The organism is Paenibacillus rhizoplanae (genome assembly GCF_042684125.1).
Lineage (GTDB): Bacteria > Bacillota > Bacilli > Paenibacillales > Paenibacillaceae > Paenibacillus_AQ > Paenibacillus_AQ rhizoplanae.
Map to the genome: position 1 here is coordinate 180,814 of NZ_JBHUKY010000078.1, position 18,373 is coordinate 199,186.

The 18,373-nt window shown below is 54.9% G+C and carries 17 protein-coding genes; all 17 read left to right on the plus strand.

The window, feature by feature from the left end:
• Nucleotides 1–148 precede the first annotated feature (148 nt).
• The 17 genes from ACFSX3_RS29335 (at nt 149) to ACFSX3_RS29415 (ending at nt 17,771) form a co-directional block, all read left to right on the plus strand.
• Nucleotides 149–409, plus strand: coding sequence for an energy-coupling factor transporter transmembrane component T (locus ACFSX3_RS29335; protein WP_209990648.1), 261 nt, complete (start codon nt 149–151; stop codon nt 407–409).
• An 11-nt stretch (nt 410–420) separates the two neighbouring features.
• Entirely contained in the window at nt 421–1,620 is a 1,200-nt protein-coding gene (locus ACFSX3_RS29340; protein WP_209990651.1) for a phosphoenolpyruvate hydrolase family protein, read from the plus strand.
• A gap of 74 nt (nt 1,621–1,694) precedes the next feature.
• Nucleotides 1,695–2,912: a Tm-1-like ATP-binding domain-containing protein gene (locus ACFSX3_RS29345; RefSeq protein WP_209990655.1), complete on the plus strand. Its 1,218-nt coding sequence runs from the start codon at nt 1,695–1,697 to the stop codon at nt 2,910–2,912.
• Between the two features lie 25 nt (nt 2,913–2,937).
• Entirely contained in the window at nt 2,938–3,768 is an 831-nt protein-coding gene (locus ACFSX3_RS29350; protein ID WP_209990660.1) for a phosphoenolpyruvate hydrolase family protein, read from the plus strand.
• A 185-nt stretch (nt 3,769–3,953) separates the two neighbouring features.
• The gene (locus tag ACFSX3_RS29355) at nt 3,954–5,345 is read left to right on the plus strand and encodes an erythromycin esterase family protein (protein ID WP_209990662.1); all 1,392 of its coding nucleotides are present in this window, start codon (nt 3,954–3,956) and stop codon (nt 5,343–5,345) included.
• Nucleotides 5,346–5,566: 221 nt separating this feature from the next.
• Entirely contained in the window at nt 5,567–6,934 is a 1,368-nt protein-coding gene (locus ACFSX3_RS29360; protein WP_379256585.1) for a right-handed parallel beta-helix repeat-containing protein, read from the plus strand.
• On the plus strand, nt 6,931–7,479 hold the full coding sequence (locus ACFSX3_RS29365; protein ID WP_209990665.1) for a nitrous oxide reductase accessory protein NosL: 549 nt from the start codon (nt 6,931–6,933) through the stop codon (nt 7,477–7,479). The genes ACFSX3_RS29360 and ACFSX3_RS29365 overlap by 4 nt, the downstream gene beginning before the upstream one ends.
• Nucleotides 7,480–7,481: 2 nt before the next feature.
• A complete protein-coding gene (locus tag ACFSX3_RS29370; RefSeq protein WP_209990836.1) occupies nt 7,482–8,303 on the plus strand; it encodes an ABC transporter permease in 822 nt (273 codons plus the stop codon).
• Nucleotides 8,296–9,015 carry an ABC transporter ATP-binding protein gene (locus ACFSX3_RS29375; protein WP_209990668.1) on the plus strand — a complete coding sequence of 240 codons (720 nt, stop codon included), beginning with the start codon at nt 8,296–8,298 and terminating at the stop codon, nt 9,013–9,015. The genes ACFSX3_RS29370 and ACFSX3_RS29375 overlap by 8 nt, the downstream gene beginning before the upstream one ends.
• A complete protein-coding gene (locus ACFSX3_RS29380; protein ID WP_209990671.1) occupies nt 9,012–9,536 on the plus strand; it encodes a TlpA family protein disulfide reductase in 525 nt (174 codons plus the stop codon). The genes ACFSX3_RS29375 and ACFSX3_RS29380 overlap by 4 nt, the downstream gene beginning before the upstream one ends.
• A 236-nt stretch (nt 9,537–9,772) precedes the next feature.
• Nucleotides 9,773–11,095, plus strand: coding sequence for an ABC transporter substrate-binding protein (locus tag ACFSX3_RS29385; RefSeq protein ID WP_379313610.1), 1,323 nt, complete (start codon nt 9,773–9,775; stop codon nt 11,093–11,095).
• Between the two features lie 38 nt (nt 11,096–11,133).
• Nucleotides 11,134–12,015: a carbohydrate ABC transporter permease gene (locus ACFSX3_RS29390; RefSeq protein ID WP_209990673.1), complete on the plus strand. Its 882-nt coding sequence runs from the start codon at nt 11,134–11,136 to the stop codon at nt 12,013–12,015.
• On the plus strand, nt 12,012–12,833 hold the full coding sequence (locus tag ACFSX3_RS29395; protein WP_379256582.1) for a carbohydrate ABC transporter permease: 822 nt from the start codon (nt 12,012–12,014) through the stop codon (nt 12,831–12,833). Before ACFSX3_RS29390 ends, ACFSX3_RS29395 begins: the two co-directional genes overlap by 4 nt.
• An 18-nt stretch (nt 12,834–12,851) precedes the next feature.
• Nucleotides 12,852–14,588 carry a beta-N-acetylhexosaminidase family protein gene (locus ACFSX3_RS29400; protein WP_209990676.1) on the plus strand — a complete coding sequence of 579 codons (1,737 nt, stop codon included), beginning with the start codon at nt 12,852–12,854 and terminating at the stop codon, nt 14,586–14,588.
• Entirely contained in the window at nt 14,581–16,110 is a 1,530-nt protein-coding gene (locus ACFSX3_RS29405; protein WP_209990679.1) for a DUF4127 family protein, read from the plus strand. Before ACFSX3_RS29400 ends, ACFSX3_RS29405 begins: the two co-directional genes overlap by 8 nt.
• A 133-nt stretch (nt 16,111–16,243) precedes the next feature.
• The gene (locus ACFSX3_RS29410; RefSeq protein ID WP_209990841.1) at nt 16,244–16,951 is read left to right on the plus strand and encodes an N-acetylmannosamine-6-phosphate 2-epimerase; all 708 of its coding nucleotides are present in this window, start codon (nt 16,244–16,246) and stop codon (nt 16,949–16,951) included.
• On the plus strand, nt 16,938–17,771 hold the full coding sequence (locus tag ACFSX3_RS29415) for a MurR/RpiR family transcriptional regulator (RefSeq protein WP_209990682.1): 834 nt from the start codon (nt 16,938–16,940) through the stop codon (nt 17,769–17,771). The genes ACFSX3_RS29410 and ACFSX3_RS29415 overlap by 14 nt, the downstream gene beginning before the upstream one ends.
• Nucleotides 17,772–18,373 lie beyond the last annotated feature (602 nt).

The following is an 18,373-nucleotide window of genomic DNA, read 5'->3' on the forward strand; positions in this document are numbered from 1 at the left end:
AAGAGGCCGTGCAGGAAGGTGTATCGCCTATGCTCGTTTTTGAGCAGGTAGACTTTGCTTACCGGAGAGGGCAGCCGGTATATATTGCGGGAACAGTTCTGGCGGGAGGACAGCTCCGACGAAACCGCTCGCTCTGGACCGCATTCTTGTGGCGCAACAGGCCAGAGGGTATGATATCAGGGATACCAAAGGCCTTAACCGGGTACAGGCTTACATCCAATTAGTGATTCCGCTGCTCGTCACCACCCTTGCGCGGGCGGAGCAGCTGGTGATGACGATTGAGGCAAGGGCTTACGGGAACGGGAAGGGACGGACTTCCTATCGGGTGCTGAAATATGCACGGATGGATTATGCAGCCGGCGGGATTATGCTTGCGTATGTTCTGCTGGGAATTCTGCTGGAGAGATGAGGAGATAGAGCTTGAACAGAACAGCCATACTGGAGCGGCTTCAGTCAGAGCTGCGCGAAGGCAACCACATTATCGGTGTCTCGACAGGCACGGGAATTACAGCCAAGGTTGCCGCTGACAGCGGAGCAGACTTCATTCTAATGCTGAACTCGGGCAAGTTCCGGCAGATGGGGAGAAGCTCTCTGGCGGGGTTCCTGCCCTTCTGCAACAGCAATGAGATGGTGATGGATTTTGCCTCGAAGGAGATTGTGCCGCTGGTGAGAGACACTCCGGTGCTGTTCGGGCTGAATGCGAATGATCCAACGAGAGACATGTCCCTTTATATAGAAGAGATCAAGAACAGAGGCTTCGCGGGAGTGAATAATTATCCGACAGTCGGCTTGATCGACGGGGCGTTCAGAGAGGCATTGGAGGAAGACGGCATCAGCTATGACAGGGAGGTGGAGGCTATACGTCTGGCTCATCAGCAGGAGCTGTTCACGGTGGCCTTCGTCTTCGACAAAGCCCAAGCGGTCCAGATGGCTGAAGCGGGGGCAGATGTGATCTGTGTGCATCTTGGCCTGACCGTAGGCGGATTGCTGGGGGCACGGAAGGTGGTCTCTCTGGAAGCTGCCAAGGCGAAGGCGCTGCGCATTCTCACTGCCTGCGGTGAGGTTAAGCCTGAAGTCATTAAGATGATCTACGGCGGCCCGGTCAAGACTCCGGTTGATGTCCAGTATATGTACAGCAATAATACGCAGATTATGGGCTACATTGGCGGCTCTGCCTTTGAACGGATTCCCTCTGAGCAGTCCATTACGGCCATTACCCGCGATTTCAAGCGCCTGGGCAAGCTGGATGAAGATGATCTCATGGTCAAAATGCTCAGCGGCATCACCCGGCATTACGATTACGTAGAATTTGTCAAAGAGTATGTCGCCCAGAATTACAGCGAGGAAGTAGTGTTCGCAGATCTGGCCAAGGTGGCGCATGTGTCGCGCAGTTATCTGAGCAGCTTGTTCAAAAAGGAAGTAGGGTGCAGCTTCCAGAGCTATCTGGTCGGCTTCCGTATGCAAAAGGCTGCCATACTGCTCCAGGCCCCGCACCTGCAATTATCCGAGGTGTCCGCAATGGCCGGCTACCCCGACTATGCCCAGTTCAGCAGAATGTTCAAAAAGCTCATGGGCTGCTCGCCCAAGCAGTACAAATCTAACCTAAACACAAAAACATAGAACATAAAAGCGTTTTCATCCATAAAAATGCCCGGTATGATGAATCTAAGATTCGTATACGAGGAGGCCGCAGAATGAAGACGATCGCCATAGCTGGAACGTTTGATACGAAGGGTGAGGAGTACCTGTACATCAAGAAGCTTGCAGAGGAGCTGGGCCTCAGAGCCCTGATGATCCATACCGGTGTATTCGAGCCTGCCTTTCAACCCGATGTGTCTAACCGGGAGGTCGCATCCGCCGCAGGGATGGAGCTGGACGAGCTTGCCGCGAAGAAGGACCGGGCGTTAGCTACAGAAGTGTTATCCAAAGGACTGGAGCAGCTTGTTCCCCGGTTATACCAGGAGGGGAAATTTGACGGCATCATATCCTTCGGGGGCACCGGCGGAACTTCACTGGTTGCCCCTGCCATGAGAGCCTTGCCGATCGGCGTACCGAAGGTGCTGGTATCCACGGTTGCCTCCGGAAATACCGCCCCTTATGTCGGGACCAGCGATATTATGATGATTCCGTCTGTGGTGGATGTCTCAGGCCTCAATTCGATCTCGACGAGAATATTCAGCAATGCAATGTTTGCCATCGCGGGCATGCTCCTGTTCGAAGCAGACTATGAACCGGAGAAAAAGCCGCTGGTCGCAGCCACCATGTTCGGAGTGACCACGCCGTGTGTGACCGAAGCGCGCAAATACCTGGAGGAGCGCGGCTACGAGGTGCTGGTATTCCATGCAACCGGAATCGGCGGACAATCGATGGAGGCGCTGATCGAAGCGGGCTTCATTGAAGGGGTGCTGGATTTAACTACCACCGAATGGGCAGATGAACTGGTCGGCGGCGTCTTGAACGCAGGACCGCACCGCCTGGAGGCCGCAGGCCGCAACCGTATTCCGCAGGTCGTCTCGGTAGGCGCCCTGGATATGTGCAACTTCGGCCCGGCGGATACCGTACCGGAGAAGTTCAAGGATCGCAAATTCTATCATCATAACCCGACCGTTACGCTGATGCGGACGACCGTGGAGGAGAATGAACAGCTCGGCAGGAAGCTGGCCGAGAAGCTCAATATGGCAACGGAGAGTACGGTGCTTATGCTGCCGCTTGGCGGTATTTCGGCGATTGATGTGGAGGGTCAGCCCTTCTACGGCCCTGAAGAGGACCGGATGTTGTTCGATACCCTGCGCCGGCAGGTGGACTGCTCAAGAGTTGAACTGATCGAAATGGACCTGGCGATTAATGATCCGGCCTTTGCCGAGGCCGCAGCCCGGAAGCTGATTGATCTCATGCAGGCCGCGAAGGCCTGAAACCCACAATAAGGAGGAGCTACTAATGAATAAGCAGACCAGAGCTGAGATTATGGATAGATTCAAGCAAGAGGTGAAGGCGGGCAAGATTCTTCTCGGTGTCGGGGCAGGCACGGGGATTACCGCTAAGAGCAGTGAAGCAGGCGGAGCGGATATGCTGATTGTGTACAATTCCGGCCGTTACAGAATGGCGGGACGCGGTTCACTGGCAGGCTTGCTGTCGTATGGCGACGCCAATCAGATTGTGGTGGAGATGGGTTCGGAGGTGCTACCTGTCGTCAAGGATACGCCCGTTCTGGCAGGGGTATGCGGCACCGACCCGTTCCGGGTGATGGAGGTATTCCTGAAGCAGCTGAAGGAGCAGGGCTTCAGCGGTGTGCAGAATTTCCCTACCGTGGGTCTGATCGATGGCGTATTCCGCCAGAATCTGGAGGAGACCGGGATGGGCTACGGCCTCGAGGTCGAAATGATCCGCATCGCCCATGAGCTGGATATGCTGACGACCCCGTATGTGTTCGACCCTGAACAGGCACGGGCCATGGCAGAGGCGGGTGCAGATATTCTGGTCGCCCACATGGGCCTCACCACCAAGGGCACCATTGGCGCAGTTACCGCGCTAACACTGGACGATTGTGTGGAGCGTATTGAAGCGATTATCGAAGCCGGACGGGCGGTCAACCCGGAGATTATGATAATCTGCCACGGCGGCCCGATTGCCGAGCCGGAGGATGCGGCTTATGTCATTCAGCGGACGAAGGGCATCCATGGATTCTTCGGCGCATCAAGCATTGAGCGCTTCGCAGCGGAGCAGGGAATTACCCGCCAGACCGAGTCCTTCAAAGCAATTCAGCAATAATCGCAGGCGTACGGCATTAGAGCCCTTGATACTTTCAAGGGCTTTTTTGGGGTTCAACCGTATGCAAAAACCGAATACATTGGGCCACAGCTGTTCGACTTTAAACTAATTTTAAACAGGACACCACGCTCGATTTAACCTTCCCTTGTTAAGCTGATGTCATATACAAAGGGAGGGTTAACATCATGAATCCATTGCTTCGCAAAGCAGTCTTGTCAGCAGTCTTGTGCAGCTTCACTCTAATGACCGTTAGGGGAGCTGTATACGCGGAAGGGGCGCCTGCAGCTGACGTTAAGAGTGCGATGTCCGCAGAGGCCGGCTGGAAGGAGAACGTCCGGGCCACGGCGAACACCATTACAACCATTAAGCCGGAGAAGGACGACACTTATTCGGATTTGGCGTTTCTTCAGCCGATTCTGGCAGATAAACGGATCGTGAGCTTGGGCGAGGCCTCGCATGGGGCGGCCGAATATAATTCGGTGAAGGTCCGGCTGATTAAGTACCTGCATGAGAAGCTCGGGTATAACGTTATTGCCTTTGAGTCCAATCTGGCGGATGCTGCCGCAGCGTACACACAGGTTCAGGAGCTGAAGCCGCAGGAATTGATGGAGAACTCCATCTACGGCGTATGGCAGGTGGAAGAGAATCTGCCGCTGTTCGAGTACATAGCGGAGCAGAGCCGTACGGATCATCCGCTGATGCTGACCGGGTTTGATTCCCAGGCCGCCACAGACTCTTTTATTACATTTGTTGAACAATGGTTTGCCGGGGTGGACTCTTCTAAAGCCAAAGCGTTTACCCGGACGGAAGAATGGTATTTGAAGCTTAATATGATTGATGATATCGGAGAGTTTACAGCCCAGAAGGATGCAATCAAGAGCAAATATATGATTTTCCAGGCATTCGTGAAAGATCATAAAGCTTCATTAAGCAAAGTCTATCCCAAACAGCCTAAGCTGGTGCCGACTCTTGAGCGTGTGCTTCAGAACAGGATCGATATGCTGGATTATTACCATCCTCATATTGTACAGCTGCTGGCCGGGGCAGACCCGGAGAAGCACGTTAAGCAGGGGAGCTATGAGAGAGATCGCGTGATGGCAGGGAACGTGGCTTGGCTCGCAAACACAGCCTATCCGGAGGAAAAGATTATTCTGTGGGGACACAACTACCATATCCGCAAACACAATTCTACGATGATTACCGAGCATAATGGATTCGGTTATGATCAGACACCCTATCCTACGATGGGGGAGCTGCTGCCTTGGTCCCTGAAGCAAGATAACTATGTGATCGGATTATATGCTTATGAAGGAAGTGCGCATAAGAACAACGGTAAGGTGGAGCAGATTATGCCGCATGACAAGGGAAGTCTTGAAGAAATTATGGGTGCAGGCATGGGCGCTGCGCAGTTTATCAACTTAAGAGACACCACGTTAGGCGCATCCACAGAATGGATGTACACCCCGCGTACCGCCAAGGCATGGGGAGTCCTCAATGAGACAATGATCCCGCGCGAACAGTATGACGGGATACTGCTCATTCAACAGCTTCATCCGTCCACCCCGGTAAAAGATTAGTCCCGCAGCATATAACGGCTTCTATATTAGCTGGAAATGGGCACTCTTTAAATAAAGAGTGTCTTTTTCGAATGTTCATAGAAGCGAGGATATGATATAAATCACAGAATGGTCACAGACTCCAGCCGGTATAGCCAGTTCGGGCTATAGGCACTTCAATTCCTTTTATTTACACTTAATTCGGGTTTGCACAAGAAACCATCCTACAGTGGGGGTGAACAATGCTTGTACTGAAAAGGTATGAATGCTCCATCAGCATCAGGGTTCTCGTCTTCATGATTCTAGGCATGTTAATCTGCTCCTTCAATCATAGCACCGTTGTAAGCGCAGACAACAGCACCCGAGTCCTTCCGCTCCAGCCCATCATCGACTCAGCCCGTGAGGGAGATCTCATCACCCTGGCTCCGGGAGCCTATTCCGGTCCGGTCCGGCTGGATAAGCGATTGACGATTAACGGTAACGGCGAGGCGATTCTGCTGCATACGGCAAAGGACGAGCAGACGGCGGTGCTGATCACGGCAGACGGTGTAAGGCTTGAGAATCTGAAGATTCAGCAGAATAACGACGGGGAAGCGGCGGCTGTACGCGTTGAAGCGGACAGGGTCACCCTGAAGGGGCTGGTCATTCATTCGGCAGGGTACGGCATACTCCTCCGTGAAGCCGATGGCGGGGTAATCTCGGATAATACAATAAGCTGGTTCATTCCCAAGGGAGAAGCACCGGGAACGAGAGGCAACGGGATCGATCTCTATAACTCTCACGGCGCTGTGATCCGGGGCAACGACATCGCTTATCTGCGGGATGGCATCTATCTGGAGAACAGCCGCAATACGGTGGTGGATCAGAACAAGCTCTCTTATCTGCGGTACGGGGTCCATTGCATGTATATCAATGGCTCGAAGGTCACTAACAACACCGGGGAATACAACATTACCGGCGCAATGGTAATGGGCGTAACCGATGTGGTGGTGTCGGGGAACTCCTTCCGCAAGCAGAGCCGGAATGTGCATTCACAGGGGATTCTGCTCTACGATGTGCGGAATTCCGCGATTATGAACAACCGGGTGGAAGGCAACCGGGTGGGGATTTACATGCAGCAGTCCTCGGATAACAAGCTGCAGCAGAATCTGGTGCTCCGCAACTATATCGGCGTGCAGTTCGAGAACGCAGAGGGCAACCGCTTTGAGCGTAACGGGTTTGTGGCGAACGTCATTGAGGCCCAGGCCACGGGCAGCAGGGACAATGAGATGAACGGGAATTACTGGGACGCCTTTGGCGGACTGGATCTCACGGGGGATGGGGTCAGCGATCTGAAGTATGCGATCAACCCCTTCTATCAGCAATTGGTTGCGGGGAATGCAGCGTATCAGCTGTTTTTCCAGTCACCGGGGATGACGTTCCTGAGCGATATGTACACCGGCGGTTCGGCAGGGTGGTCCACCGATTCAGCGCCGCTCATGCAGCTTGAGGCAGGTACAGTTAGCCCGGATCAGGCGGCAGGCGGACAAGGCACGGTCATGGTAGCGGGCTGGCTGCTGCTGTTCCTATCCGTAATTACAATCATATACTTGGGGGTACTGCGATTATGAAACGATGGAGTCTGGTCTTGATGGTAGCAATGAGTCTGGTGATCCTCGCGGCCTGCGGACAGAAAAAATACGAGCCGTTAGCGATTAATGAAGACGTCGATATCTGTGTGGTCTGCAATATGCAGGTGAAGGATGATGCTTTCGCCACTCAGCTAACGACCAAGGACGGCAAGAATTACAAGTTCGACGATATCGGCTGCATGAATGAGTGGAAGACCAGCAATGGCACGGAGCAGATCGGCATGGATTATGTCCGCGACTATAACGACAAGAGCTGGATTGAATTCAGCAAGGCGAGCTATGTGTATGACGCTTCTCTGCGTACACCGATGGCTTATGGAGTGATCAGCTTCAAGGACAAGGCGGCAGCAGAAGCATTCGTGAAGGAGCAGGCGCTAGGCACTGTTCTGACCGCCGGAGAGCTGGCCTCCCATGAATGGAAGCAGAACAAGGATATGATGAACATGGACATGCAGAGCGGGGAAGGTCATATGGAGGAGCATAGCTCAGAGGAAGGCAAGCATTCCGAAGAGACGGATATGTGAGTATGGCTGACATCCTGCATATCGCCCGCAGAGAGCTTAAGATGGGCTTCCGCAACCCGTGGGCCTATTCCTTCCTGGCCTTGTTCTGTACCTTCAGTCTAGGGCTGCTGCTGATCCATGCGAATAACGCGGTGGAAGGCTATACGGCTGTTACGGGCTCTATGCTGAGCCTGATTCTGTATCTTTTGCCGCTGATGACGTTATTTCTGGGCTCCTTCTCACTGACCTCGGAACGGGAAGACGGAAGCTGGCAGCTCTTATCCACCTATCCCATTGGAACCTTATCCTTCGTTCTGGGAAAATACACCGGGCTAGCCGCTGTCCTGCTGACGATTGTAGCGTTTGGTTACGGGCTGATGGGGCTGGTCTGCGGCCTGCTCGGGATGGCTTTTGCGGCGGATACTTACTTCCTGTTCCTGGCCTTCTCGGCAGGTCTGGTCTTACTGTTCCTGACCCTTGCCCTCTTCATCGGCTCGTTATCCCGCAACCGCTGGCAGGCCTTGACGATCTCCGTAGCGGTCTGGTTCTTTGCGGTGATCGGCTGGCCGACATTCCTGATCGCAGGCCTCGGCCTGCTCCCATATCTCTGGATCAAGCCAGCGCTGATTGTGCTGACGATGCTTAATCCGGCTGAGCTGGTGCGCCTGTTCGTGGTGGTGAAGCTGGGCGGAGGGTCGGTTCTGGGGCCGGAATATTATCAGTGGGTGGAATGGATTAGCCGCCCGGGCGGCAGCCTGTTGTTCCTCGCGGTCTGCGCTGCCTGGGTGCTGCTGTCCATCTTAGCGGTATATTGGATCTGGGAGAGGGGGCGTTCCCGTGGATAATCCGCTAATTCAGGTGAAAGGGATTACCAAGGTCATTGGGCGGCAAACACTGGTCGAAGAGATCAGCTTCCAGGTTCCAGGCGGCAGCATACTTGCCCTGTGCGGCGGGAATGGAGCCGGCAAAAGCACGGTGCTGCGGATGGTAGCCGGGATTCTACAGCCGACTTCAGGCGAAATTACGGTAAACGGGCTGAAGTGGAAGCAATCCCGCAAGCGCTTTTCCATGCAAATCGGCTATATGCCGGATGATTATCAGTTCAGCCACGGGCTGTCTGCGGAAGAACTGCTGAATTTCTGGGCGGCGCTGCGCCGGATTCCCAGACGCAAACAGCGGGTAGAGGAGGTGCTGGCTCTAGTCGGACTTGCGGATAAGCGCAACAGCCTGGTGACCACCTTCTCCAAGGGGATGCGCCAGCGTGTGCTGTTCGCGCAAGCGCTGCTGGCGAAGCCGCCGCTCCTGATTATGGATGAGCCAACTAACGGGCTGGACCCGTTCTGGATGAACGAATTCGTGAAGCTGCTGCAGAACATCCGGGAAGAGGGGCATACGGTCCTCTTTTCCACTCATCAGCTGGAGATTGCGGATCGGGTGGCCGATCAGATTGTCTTCTTGAATCAGGGCAAGCATGTGGGGTCAGGCACTACGGCAGAGATCCGGGCAGAATTCGGTTCGCTGTATGCCGCCTTTCACCATAGTCTGGGGCTGGGATGAAGCTGCGCCGGATCGTTACTCTGCTGATTATTGCCGCTGCCTGTGCTGCCGGAATCGGGGTTTATCTTCAGCAGTCCAGCCAACCTCCGGCTGGGAGAATGACCGCAGGTGCTTCGGCTCCGGCGTTCGAAGCGGTAACCTTGCAGGGGGAGAAGGTGCGCCTCAGCGAATACAAGGGCCGGGTCGTGCTGCTTAACTTCTGGGCGACCTGGTGCAAGCCCTGTATGCGGGAAATGCCCCTGTTAAATGAACTAAGCCAGTCCGCAGAGCTTCCAGTCGAGACCTTGTTCGTGAACGCAGGAGAATCCAAGGGGACGGTATCGGAGTATATGGCGGAGCAGCAGTTCACTTTTCCCGTAATTATCGATGTTACCGGAAGAATATCTGCCTCGTATAGCGTCAATGCACTGCCGTCAACTTATATCATCAATAAGGCGGGCGAGATAAGCAAAGTCGTGGTCGGAGAGATCGGTGATCTCGATACGCTCAAGCAATGGCTGGTTGAGGCCGGAGCAGAATAAAGAAGGGGATATTCTATTCTAAATACAGCCTCCGCCTGCCGGGAAGATGCTTCTGGTGCAGGCGGAGGTTTTTAAAACCATAAAAAGAAAAATTATTTCTTTTTTTATTTTATTTTAGAAAAATTACTTTATTTTAATCCAAATTCTGCTATACTCTATGCCAAGAGGGAGCATTAGTCAGGAATCCTGACGCGGGAAGGGCGCTCGCTTACACTTAATCTGAGGGGGAATGTGGTGTGGGAACTAACAGAAAGGGCTTCACAGTATCGCTGCTGCTGACCATGTCTATGCTGCTTGCGGCTTGCGGAGGAAATGGCAATACGAAGGGGACACCGGATGCCGGAAGCACCGGAGCACCCGGCACGGGCGCTGAAGCTACGGCTGCGGCGGAGCCGGTGAAGCTTGAATTCTGGACGATTGCACTTCAGCCTACGTTCAATGATTACTTCAATAATCTGATTACCCAGTATGAGGGCAGCCACCCCGGGGTGACGGTAGAGTGGAAGGACTATCCCTATGATGCAATCTCGCAGCGGCTGTTGACTAGTACAGCGAGCGGCAAGAGTCCCGATGTCGTGAATCTGAACACCGAGTTCGCCAGCCAGTTAGGCAGTAAGGGAGCGCTGCTGAATCTGAACGAGTACCTGACGGATGAGCAGGCGAAGAGTTATTTCGAGGGGATTTATAATTCTACGGTATTCGATGGCAAGGCTTACGCGCTTCCCTGGTACACAGGCACTGAGGTGCTGTTCATGAACAAAAAGCTGGTGGAGAAGGCCGGTCTCGACCCGGCGAACCCGCCGCAGACCCGCGAGGAGCTGGTGGAGTGGGCGCGTCAGGTTCATGAGAAAACCGGAGCAGCCGGGTATGCCCAGCAGCTGGTCTCCAAGCTGTTCCCGATCGACGGAATCCAGATCCTGAATGAAGACAAGACGGCTGCGGCCTTCAATACGCCGGAAGCCGAGGCAATGATTACCCAGATGCGCGACCTGATGAAGGAAGGGGTAGTGCTGAAGGAGGACGCTGATTTCAGCAAGCAGATTCAGTATTTCTCCGGTGAGCAGGTAGCCTTCCAGTTGTCCGGCCCAACGTTCATTAACTTCATCAAGACCTCTGCGCCGGATGTCTACAAGAACACCATTGCGGTCCCGCTGCCGACAGGCAAGGCGAACCTGCGTCTCTCTAATTCGATGAATCTGGTCGTGCCGCAGAAGTCGAAGAACCCGCAGCAGGCGGTGGAATTCGCTGCCTTCCTTACGAATGCCGAGAACCAGACAGCCTTCTCCAAGGTCGCCAACACACTGCCGTCAAGCAAGGCTTCGATTCAGGACCCGTTCTTCACCGACTCTGACGGCTCACTCGAAGCCGAAGCCAAGGTAGCCTCCTCGCAAAGTCTCGATAAGGCTACCGATTATATGGTCGGCGTCCCAAGCGCCGCAGATATCAACTCTGCGCTGGCGCGGGGGCTGCAGGAGATTCTGATGAACGGCGCAGATATCAAGGAGACACTGAACAAGGTAGAGAAGGAAGTCAATAATATTATCAGTCAGGGTTCCTAAGCTGCAGAAGCATAGCTGATGAGGGGGAGGTGTAGCGGGTGTACAAGGGGTTTCGGTCTGAATCTTTTACCGCATGGGCGTTTATGGCGCCTGGGCTGCTGTTTTTGGCGGTATTTACCTTTTGGCCGATTATTTACGGCATACCGCTCTCGTTGACAGATTATTCTGTCATTACCGAGACGAAGTATGTAGGTCTGGACAACTTCACCCGGGCCTTCCAGGATCATAATTTCCTGATTTCACTGTGGAATTCACTGGTCTATGTGCTGATTGTGCCGGTGATCCAGATCATTTCAATCTTAATGGCTATTCTGGTCAACAGCCGGATTCCTGGAGTCAAAATGTTCCGGGCCGCCTACTATATACCGGTCGTGACCTCGATGGTTGCGGTGGCGCTGATCTGGAGCTGGCTGCTCGGCAATAACGGAGTTGTCAATTACCTGCTGCTGAAGGCAGGGATTATCAGCGAACAGGTCTCCTGGCTGTCCACGAGCAGCACGGCGCTGTATGTTCTAATGTTCATTACGATGTGGAAGGGCCTCGGCTATTACATGATGCTCTATCTGGCCGGGCTTCAGGGCATTCCGGCAGATCTCTACGAGGCTGCAAGGGTGGACGGGGCAGGGCCGCTACGGCTGATTGTACATGTGACGCTGCCGCTGCTGCGCCCGCATATTCTGTTCTGCACGCTGATCTCGGTGATGGGCGCGATCCGGGTGTTCGATGAGGTCTACATTCTGACCAAGGGCGGACCGGGGACGTCTACATTAACTTCAAGCGTCTATATTTTTCAAAAAGGGCTGGAGCAGTTCAACTTCGGCTATGCTTCGGCGCTCGGGCTGATCGTCAGTCTGATGGTGGGAGCGCTTAGTGTACTCGTATTCAGATTGAACCGGAAAGGCGGGGTGAATTCCTATTGATACCGCGTAGCTTGCGTGTTCTAATCACTTATCTGCTGCTGATCCTGCTTGCCCTGTTCATGATGGGGCCGTTCCTGTGGCTGCTCAGTGTCTCGCTGATGCCGGGGCGCAACGTGTTTGCGAACCCGCCGGCTATTCTGCCCACCTTCATTGCGTTCGATAACTATGTGCAGGTGTGGAACTTCATGAATTTTCCGCGTTACATTCTGAATACGGTCATCATTACGCTGCTGGGAGTCGTGTTCAACATTATTCTATCCTGTCTGACGGCTTATCCGCTGGCGGCCTTCCGGTTCAAGGGCCGGAACCTGGTCTTCACGCTGCTGATCTCGACCATGATTATTCCGTCGGCCACCGCTATGATTGTACATTATCTGACGATTCAGGCTTTTCAGCTGGGCAATACGTTCTTCGGTGTTGTTCTTCCGGCAGCGGTGTCCGTGTTCAATATTTTCCTGATGCGGCAGACGTTCCTGGGTATTCCGGCAGATATCCGGGATTCGGGTAAAATGGACGGAGCCTCCGAGCTGCGCATCTTCATTCAACTGGTCATGCCGCTCGTCAAGCCGGGGATTGCGGTGATTGGATTGCTGGAGGTCATGGCGTTCTGGAATAACTTCCTGTGGCCGATTGTCGTCCTGGATGACCCGGAGAAGTATCCGCTCGCCGCAGCTCTGACGTATCTGAACGGGCAATTCTCCTATAACTTCGGCTGGATTGCCGCCGGAACCATGATCTCGGTGCTGCCGATCATCCTCGTGTTCCTGTTCACGCAGAAGTATTATATGGAAGGGATTGCCGGCGCGATAAAAGGCTAACGAAGGAGGCATAACTCAATGGGGATTTCGTTACGGGACTGCCAATATCTGTTCCGCGACTATTATACGCAAGGGAAAGAGCTGGTGGTTGAGGGTTCGCAGCTTTGCTGTGAGCTGGCTTCACGTTATGCGATGAATCAGGATGTAAACGGGCTACTTGCTGAAGGCGGAGACATCGTAATTCTGGAACCGGCCGGACCGGGCGTAGCCACCTCCGATAAGGGGAATGCGCAGCTGATGCTGGAGTATGACGCCGGGCTTGCTGCGGACGGATACCGGCTGGTAATTGGAGAGGATGCTAAGCTTGTTGTCGCTGCGTCTAACCGGCGGGGGCTGAAGTACGGGCTGGATGCGCTGAAGCAACTGCTTACTGTGGAGGAGGATTGCTGCCGCCTGCCGGTGGTTACGGTGGAGGATGAGCCTTCTTTTCCGGTACGGGGCATTATTGAAGGGTTCTATGGCGTGCCATGGAGCTTCGCGGACCGGATGGATTCGGTCAGTTATATGAGCGGGCACCGGATGAACGCCTTCATGTACGCGCCGAAGGATGATCTCTATCACCGGAAGCTATGGCGTGAGCCGTACCCGGACGATGTGTTCACCAGGATTCATGATCTTAAGCTGGAATGCGACAAGCATCTGGTGGATTTCTACTATTGTATTAGCCCGGGCAATGATCTGGAATTCCGCAGCCAAGGCGACTTCGCGAAGCTGGAGGAGAAGCTTGCGGCAATGATCGCGATTGGAGTGCGGCATTTCGCACTGCTGATGGATGACATAGATTATGTGCTCCAAGGCGACAACAAGCAGTTCCTGGAGCGCTCCGGGACCGCCCATGCCTATGTGACGAACCGGGTCTATGATTACTTAGCCGGATGTCTGCCGCACTTCACCCTGGCGATGTGTCCATCGGAATACTGGTCGTATTGGAACACGGAGTACAAGAAGGATATCCGCGAGCAGCTTCATCCCGCTGTAAAAGTGTTTTGGACCGGCTATTTCGTCTTCGCCCCGGAGATTGGCCGGGGGCATGCGGAGGATAATTACAGTTTTTACGGGCATGAGCTGTGGCTGTGGGACAATATTCCGGTGAATGACTGCGATAAGGACCGGCTGTTCCTTGATCCGGTGCGCGGGCGCAGCTCCCGGCTCGGCAATTACGGGCATACAGCAGTCGTTGCCAATCCGATGAATCAGTGGGAATGCTCCAAGATCACGCTTAACACGATGGCCCATTATATGTGGAACAGCGAGCGTTACATGCCGGAGCTGTCCTGGGAGCTGTCCGTGCGTGAATTCGCCGGGGAGCTGGCGGAGGACATGATGTTCTTCTGCCGCCAAAATCTGAATAGCCGCCTGTATTCCGGCGGCTACCCGGAGCTGGACGATGCGCTGGCGGAACGCGATCTGGAGCGGCTGGACGCTTATTTCAGCCGGCTGGAGCAGGCTGCCGTACGGCTTGGCGGGTTAGACAATGCCAAATTTATCGAAGAAGCAGGGCCGTGGCTGCGCCGGGCCATCGGAGATGCTGTGCTGTGGCGGGCTGTGCGCAGACAGCTGGAGAATACGCCTGGGCCGCTGGCTGGGAAAGATGTGCTTAAGTGCCTGGAGCGCTGCCGCAGTTATGGTGTACGGCTCGGCAGTGATCCGGCCGTGCGTGCGGCTGAGGCGCTGGGGATCGAGCTGCCGGAGATGGAGGCGGAGATCAAGGCAGAGAAGAAGGCGGAGACAAAGGAGGAGGACCAGCATGTCTAAGCACCATAAGCTGATTCTGGTTCCGCTCGATGAGCGGCCCTGCAATTATGAATTCCCTTATCTGCTGGCTCAGGGAACAGATTATACGGTAGAACGTCCGCCCGCCGGGATTATGGGCCTGAAGAAGCGCCCGGGTGATGTTGAACAGCTATGGTCCTGGTTCGAGGCTGCCTGCGAAGGGGCGGACGGTGCAGTGGTTGCGTTAGATACACTGCTCTACGGCGGCATCATTCCCTCGCGGCTGCACCAGCTGGAGCTTGAAGTGCTGGCTGCGCGCCTGGAGCGGCTGCGGAAGATCCGGCAGCGTTACCCGCAGCTGAAGCTTTATGCGTTCCAGCTGATAATGCGCTGTCCGCAGTACTCACTATCTGACGAGGAGCCGGATTATTATGCGGACTGGGGCCGGGAGATCTTCCGTAAGGGCTTCATCGGCCACCGGCTGGAGCTGGGCATTGCTACGGATGAGGAGATCCGTGAGCTGGCCGATATTGATCTCCGGCTCCCGGCAGAGGTGCTGCAGGATTATCTTGGCCGTAGAGCAATTAATATTGAAGCGAATAAGCAGGCGCTGGAGCTGGTCCGTGACGGGGTGATTGACTTCATGATTGTTCCGCAGGATGATTCGGCGCCGTATGGGCATACCGCCAAGGACCAGGAGAAGGTGCGGGCGCGGATCACTGCGCTTGATCTGGAGCTTAAGGTCTATATGTATCCGGGAGCCGATGAAGTGGGCTGCACATTGCTTGCCCGGATGATGAACAAATCCGAAGGACGTATCCCTTTGATATACCCGCGTTTGTCCGCTGTGCAGGGGGCGTTTGTGACGCCGCTGTTCGAGGACCGCTTTTTCTACGAGACGCTGAAGTATCAGATCCTGGCCGCCGGGGGTCTGATCGCATCCAGCGCTGCCGAAGCGGACCTGGTCCTGCTGGTCAGCACACCGGGGGAGACGATGGAGGAGGCGGTGTCGCAGAAGCATGCTTTTCACAGTTATGACGTATACCGGAACCTGATGGAGCTGGTGGAGTACGGGGACTACCTGCTTCGTGACCGTAAGGTACCTGTGGCTGTAGCAGATGTCGGCTATGCCAATGGTGGAGACCAGAAGCTGGTTAAGATGCTGCGGCAGAAGAACCTCCTGTTCGATCTGGCCGGATATGCCGCCTGGAATACCAGCTCCAATTCGCTTGGAACGGTAATCTCGCAGGCGATGATCTATCCGATCTACGGACGTACACAAGGGCATCTGGATTTCCTGGCGCTCCGCTATGCCGAGGATGTATGCTATTGTTCAGTAGTGCGCGGAGAGCTTAGTGAGGGACCCGTGCAGGAGATGGGCTATGGCAAATACGAACTTGACGGACCGCGCGGCCGCGTAGCTGCCCGTGTACAGGAACGGCTGAGTGAGGAGCTGACTGTACGGATTGACAGTCCATCGGGGAGCGTTAAGATTACCGATTGCTATATGCCATGGAACCGGATGTTCGAGGTGGGCTTAACAGTAGAGTATGTGCCCTCGTGAGGGCGGGCGGATGATATAAATTGAACTTGAAACAGACAGGGAAGAGTGACGGAGGGGATTTTGGAGCTGTAGAAGCGATAGAAGCGGTAGCAAGTTCAATTTATATATAATATAAGGAGAGAGGGTGGGGACCCTGAGCAAAAATATACTGGAAAGCCTGCATCTGGGGCTGATTGTCTCCTGCCAGGCTTTGCCGGATGAACCGCTGCACGGGCCGGAGATCATGGCCCGGATGGCCGTGGCGGCAGCGGAAGGCGGAGCCATCGCCATCCGGGCCAACGGGGCGGCAGATGTGCGGGCGATCAAGCAGGCAGTTGCGCTCCCGGTGATCGGCATCGTAAAGCGCAATTACCCGGATTCGGACGTCTATATTACCCCTACGCTTAGAGAGATTGAGGAGCTGCTGGGCGCGGGGGCGGATATTATCGCTTTTGACGGGACCCGGCAGACCCGGCCGGAGAATTGTACGCTGGAGCAGATCATAGACCTGCTGAAGGCAAGCCCGGCTGCTTCCATGGCCGATATCTCCACACTGGAGGAAGCGTTATACGCCGAGTCGCTTGGGGTCAGCTGTGTCTCGACCACCTTGTCGGGATATACACCGTATTCCCGCCAGCAGGAAGGGCCGAATCTGGAGTTGCTGGAGCAGGCTGCACAGCGGCTGAAGATTCCGGTCATTGCCGAAGGCCGGATCAGCCAGCCTGCCCAAGTGGAGGCAGCGCTCGACCTGGGGGCCTTCGCGGTGGTGGTAGGCTCCGCAATTACCCGGCCGCAGCTGATCACCCGGCCGTTCGCAGCAGCGGCGAGAAAAGTGAGGATGAACCGTAATGGAAATGAATGACCGGATCAACACTTATTACCCGTCCATGACTAAGTCAGAGCAAAAGGTAGCCCGGTGTGTGCTTGAGCATCCGGACAATCTGATCTATTTGTCTGTGACCGAGCTGGCCGATTTTGCCGGAACGGGCGAGACCACGGTGATGCGCTTCTGCCGCAAAATCGGCTTCAAGGGCTATCAGGATTTCAAGCTGATGCTGGCCCAGGGCCTGCCGAAGCGGCAGACTCTGGCGGACGGCGAGCAGGGGGCAGGTGGAGGGGATTACGCCGACCACCTGTATGCCTTAATGGTTGGTGTATTGCAATCCAGCCTAGGCATGCTGGACCGGGCGCAGCTGCAGCAGGCGGTAGACGCTCTGGATCAGGCCCGGTATGTCCAGTTCTTCGGGGTAGGCTCTTCCGGGATCACGGCACTGGACGCCAAGAACCGCTTCCTGCGGATCGGGCGGCGTGTCGAAGCCAATTCCGACAGCCATATTCAGTCGATGATGGCGGTGACGATGGGGGCGGGCGATGTGGCATTTGGCATCAGTGTATCAGGCAGCACACTGGATACGAATGACATGCTGATGAAGGCCAAGCAGAACGGGGCCAAAGTCATTGCCATGACTAACTATGCCAAGTCCCCGATTGCTTCCATTGCCGACATTGTGCTGCTGACAGCCGGGAAGGAATCCCCGCTGGAAGGCGGCTCCGTAGGGGCTAAGGTCTCCCAGCTGTTCATTATCGACCTGCTCTGCCAGGGGCTGGAGCAGCTCCATGCCGAAGAGACCAAGCGGATGAAGGAGCTCACCGCGCGGGCGGTCATTGACCGGATTTATTAGGATTCGGGGAATGAAGCGGTAGGGAGAAATGAAACGACTGGGAGAAATGAAGGGATAGTGAATTATGCATTACATTCCGGTTAAGGGAACAGCGTGGGTGATATAGGGGGCGTTGAGTTCGTCTGTCGAGGTAGGGGTATGAGAAAGAGGCGTGCAGGCGGAAAACCGAACACATTGGAGCCTGGGGCGGCGTGTTGGTCGAATGTAATCGAAAAACCGATTACAATGCGCTCGCGAGAGGGCAGATGGCCAGATGTAATCGAAAAACCGATTACAATCGCTGGTTAGAGGGCGGACGGCCAAATGTGGGCGGAAAACCGATTACAATGCGCTCGCGAGAGGGCAGATAGCCAGATGTAATCGAAAAACCGATTACAATGCGCTCGCGAGAGGGCAGATGGCTGGATGTAATCGGAAAACCGATTACAATGCGCTGGTTAGAGGACAGATGGCCAGATGTAATCGAAAAACCGATTACAATGCGCTTGCGAGAGGACAGATGGCCAGATGTAATCGAAAAACCGATTACATTGCGCTCGCGAGAGGGCAGATGGCCAGATGTAATCGGAAAACCGATTACAATGCGCTGGTTAGAGGGCGGA

Coding starts and splice junctions, on each gene's coding strand:
- ACFSX3_RS29345 (WP_209990655.1), top strand. CDS start 1,695: ATGAAGACGATCGCCATAGCTGGAACGTTTGATACGAAGGGTGAGGAG.
- ACFSX3_RS29350 (WP_209990660.1), top strand. CDS start 2,938: ATGAATAAGCAGACCAGAGCTGAGATTATGGATAGATTCAAGCAAGAG.
- ACFSX3_RS29355 (WP_209990662.1), top strand. CDS start 3,954: ATGAATCCATTGCTTCGCAAAGCAGTCTTGTCAGCAGTCTTGTGCAGC.
- ACFSX3_RS29360 (WP_379256585.1), top strand. CDS start 5,567: ATGCTTGTACTGAAAAGGTATGAATGCTCCATCAGCATCAGGGTTCTC.
- ACFSX3_RS29365 (WP_209990665.1), top strand. CDS start 6,931: ATGAAACGATGGAGTCTGGTCTTGATGGTAGCAATGAGTCTGGTGATC.
- ACFSX3_RS29370 (WP_209990836.1), top strand. CDS start 7,482: ATGGCTGACATCCTGCATATCGCCCGCAGAGAGCTTAAGATGGGCTTC.
- ACFSX3_RS29380 (WP_209990671.1), top strand. CDS start 9,012: ATGAAGCTGCGCCGGATCGTTACTCTGCTGATTATTGCCGCTGCCTGT.
- ACFSX3_RS29400 (WP_209990676.1), top strand. CDS start 12,852: ATGGGGATTTCGTTACGGGACTGCCAATATCTGTTCCGCGACTATTAT.
- ACFSX3_RS29405 (WP_209990679.1), top strand. CDS start 14,581: ATGTCTAAGCACCATAAGCTGATTCTGGTTCCGCTCGATGAGCGGCCC.
- ACFSX3_RS29415 (WP_209990682.1), top strand. CDS start 16,938: ATGGAAATGAATGACCGGATCAACACTTATTACCCGTCCATGACTAAG.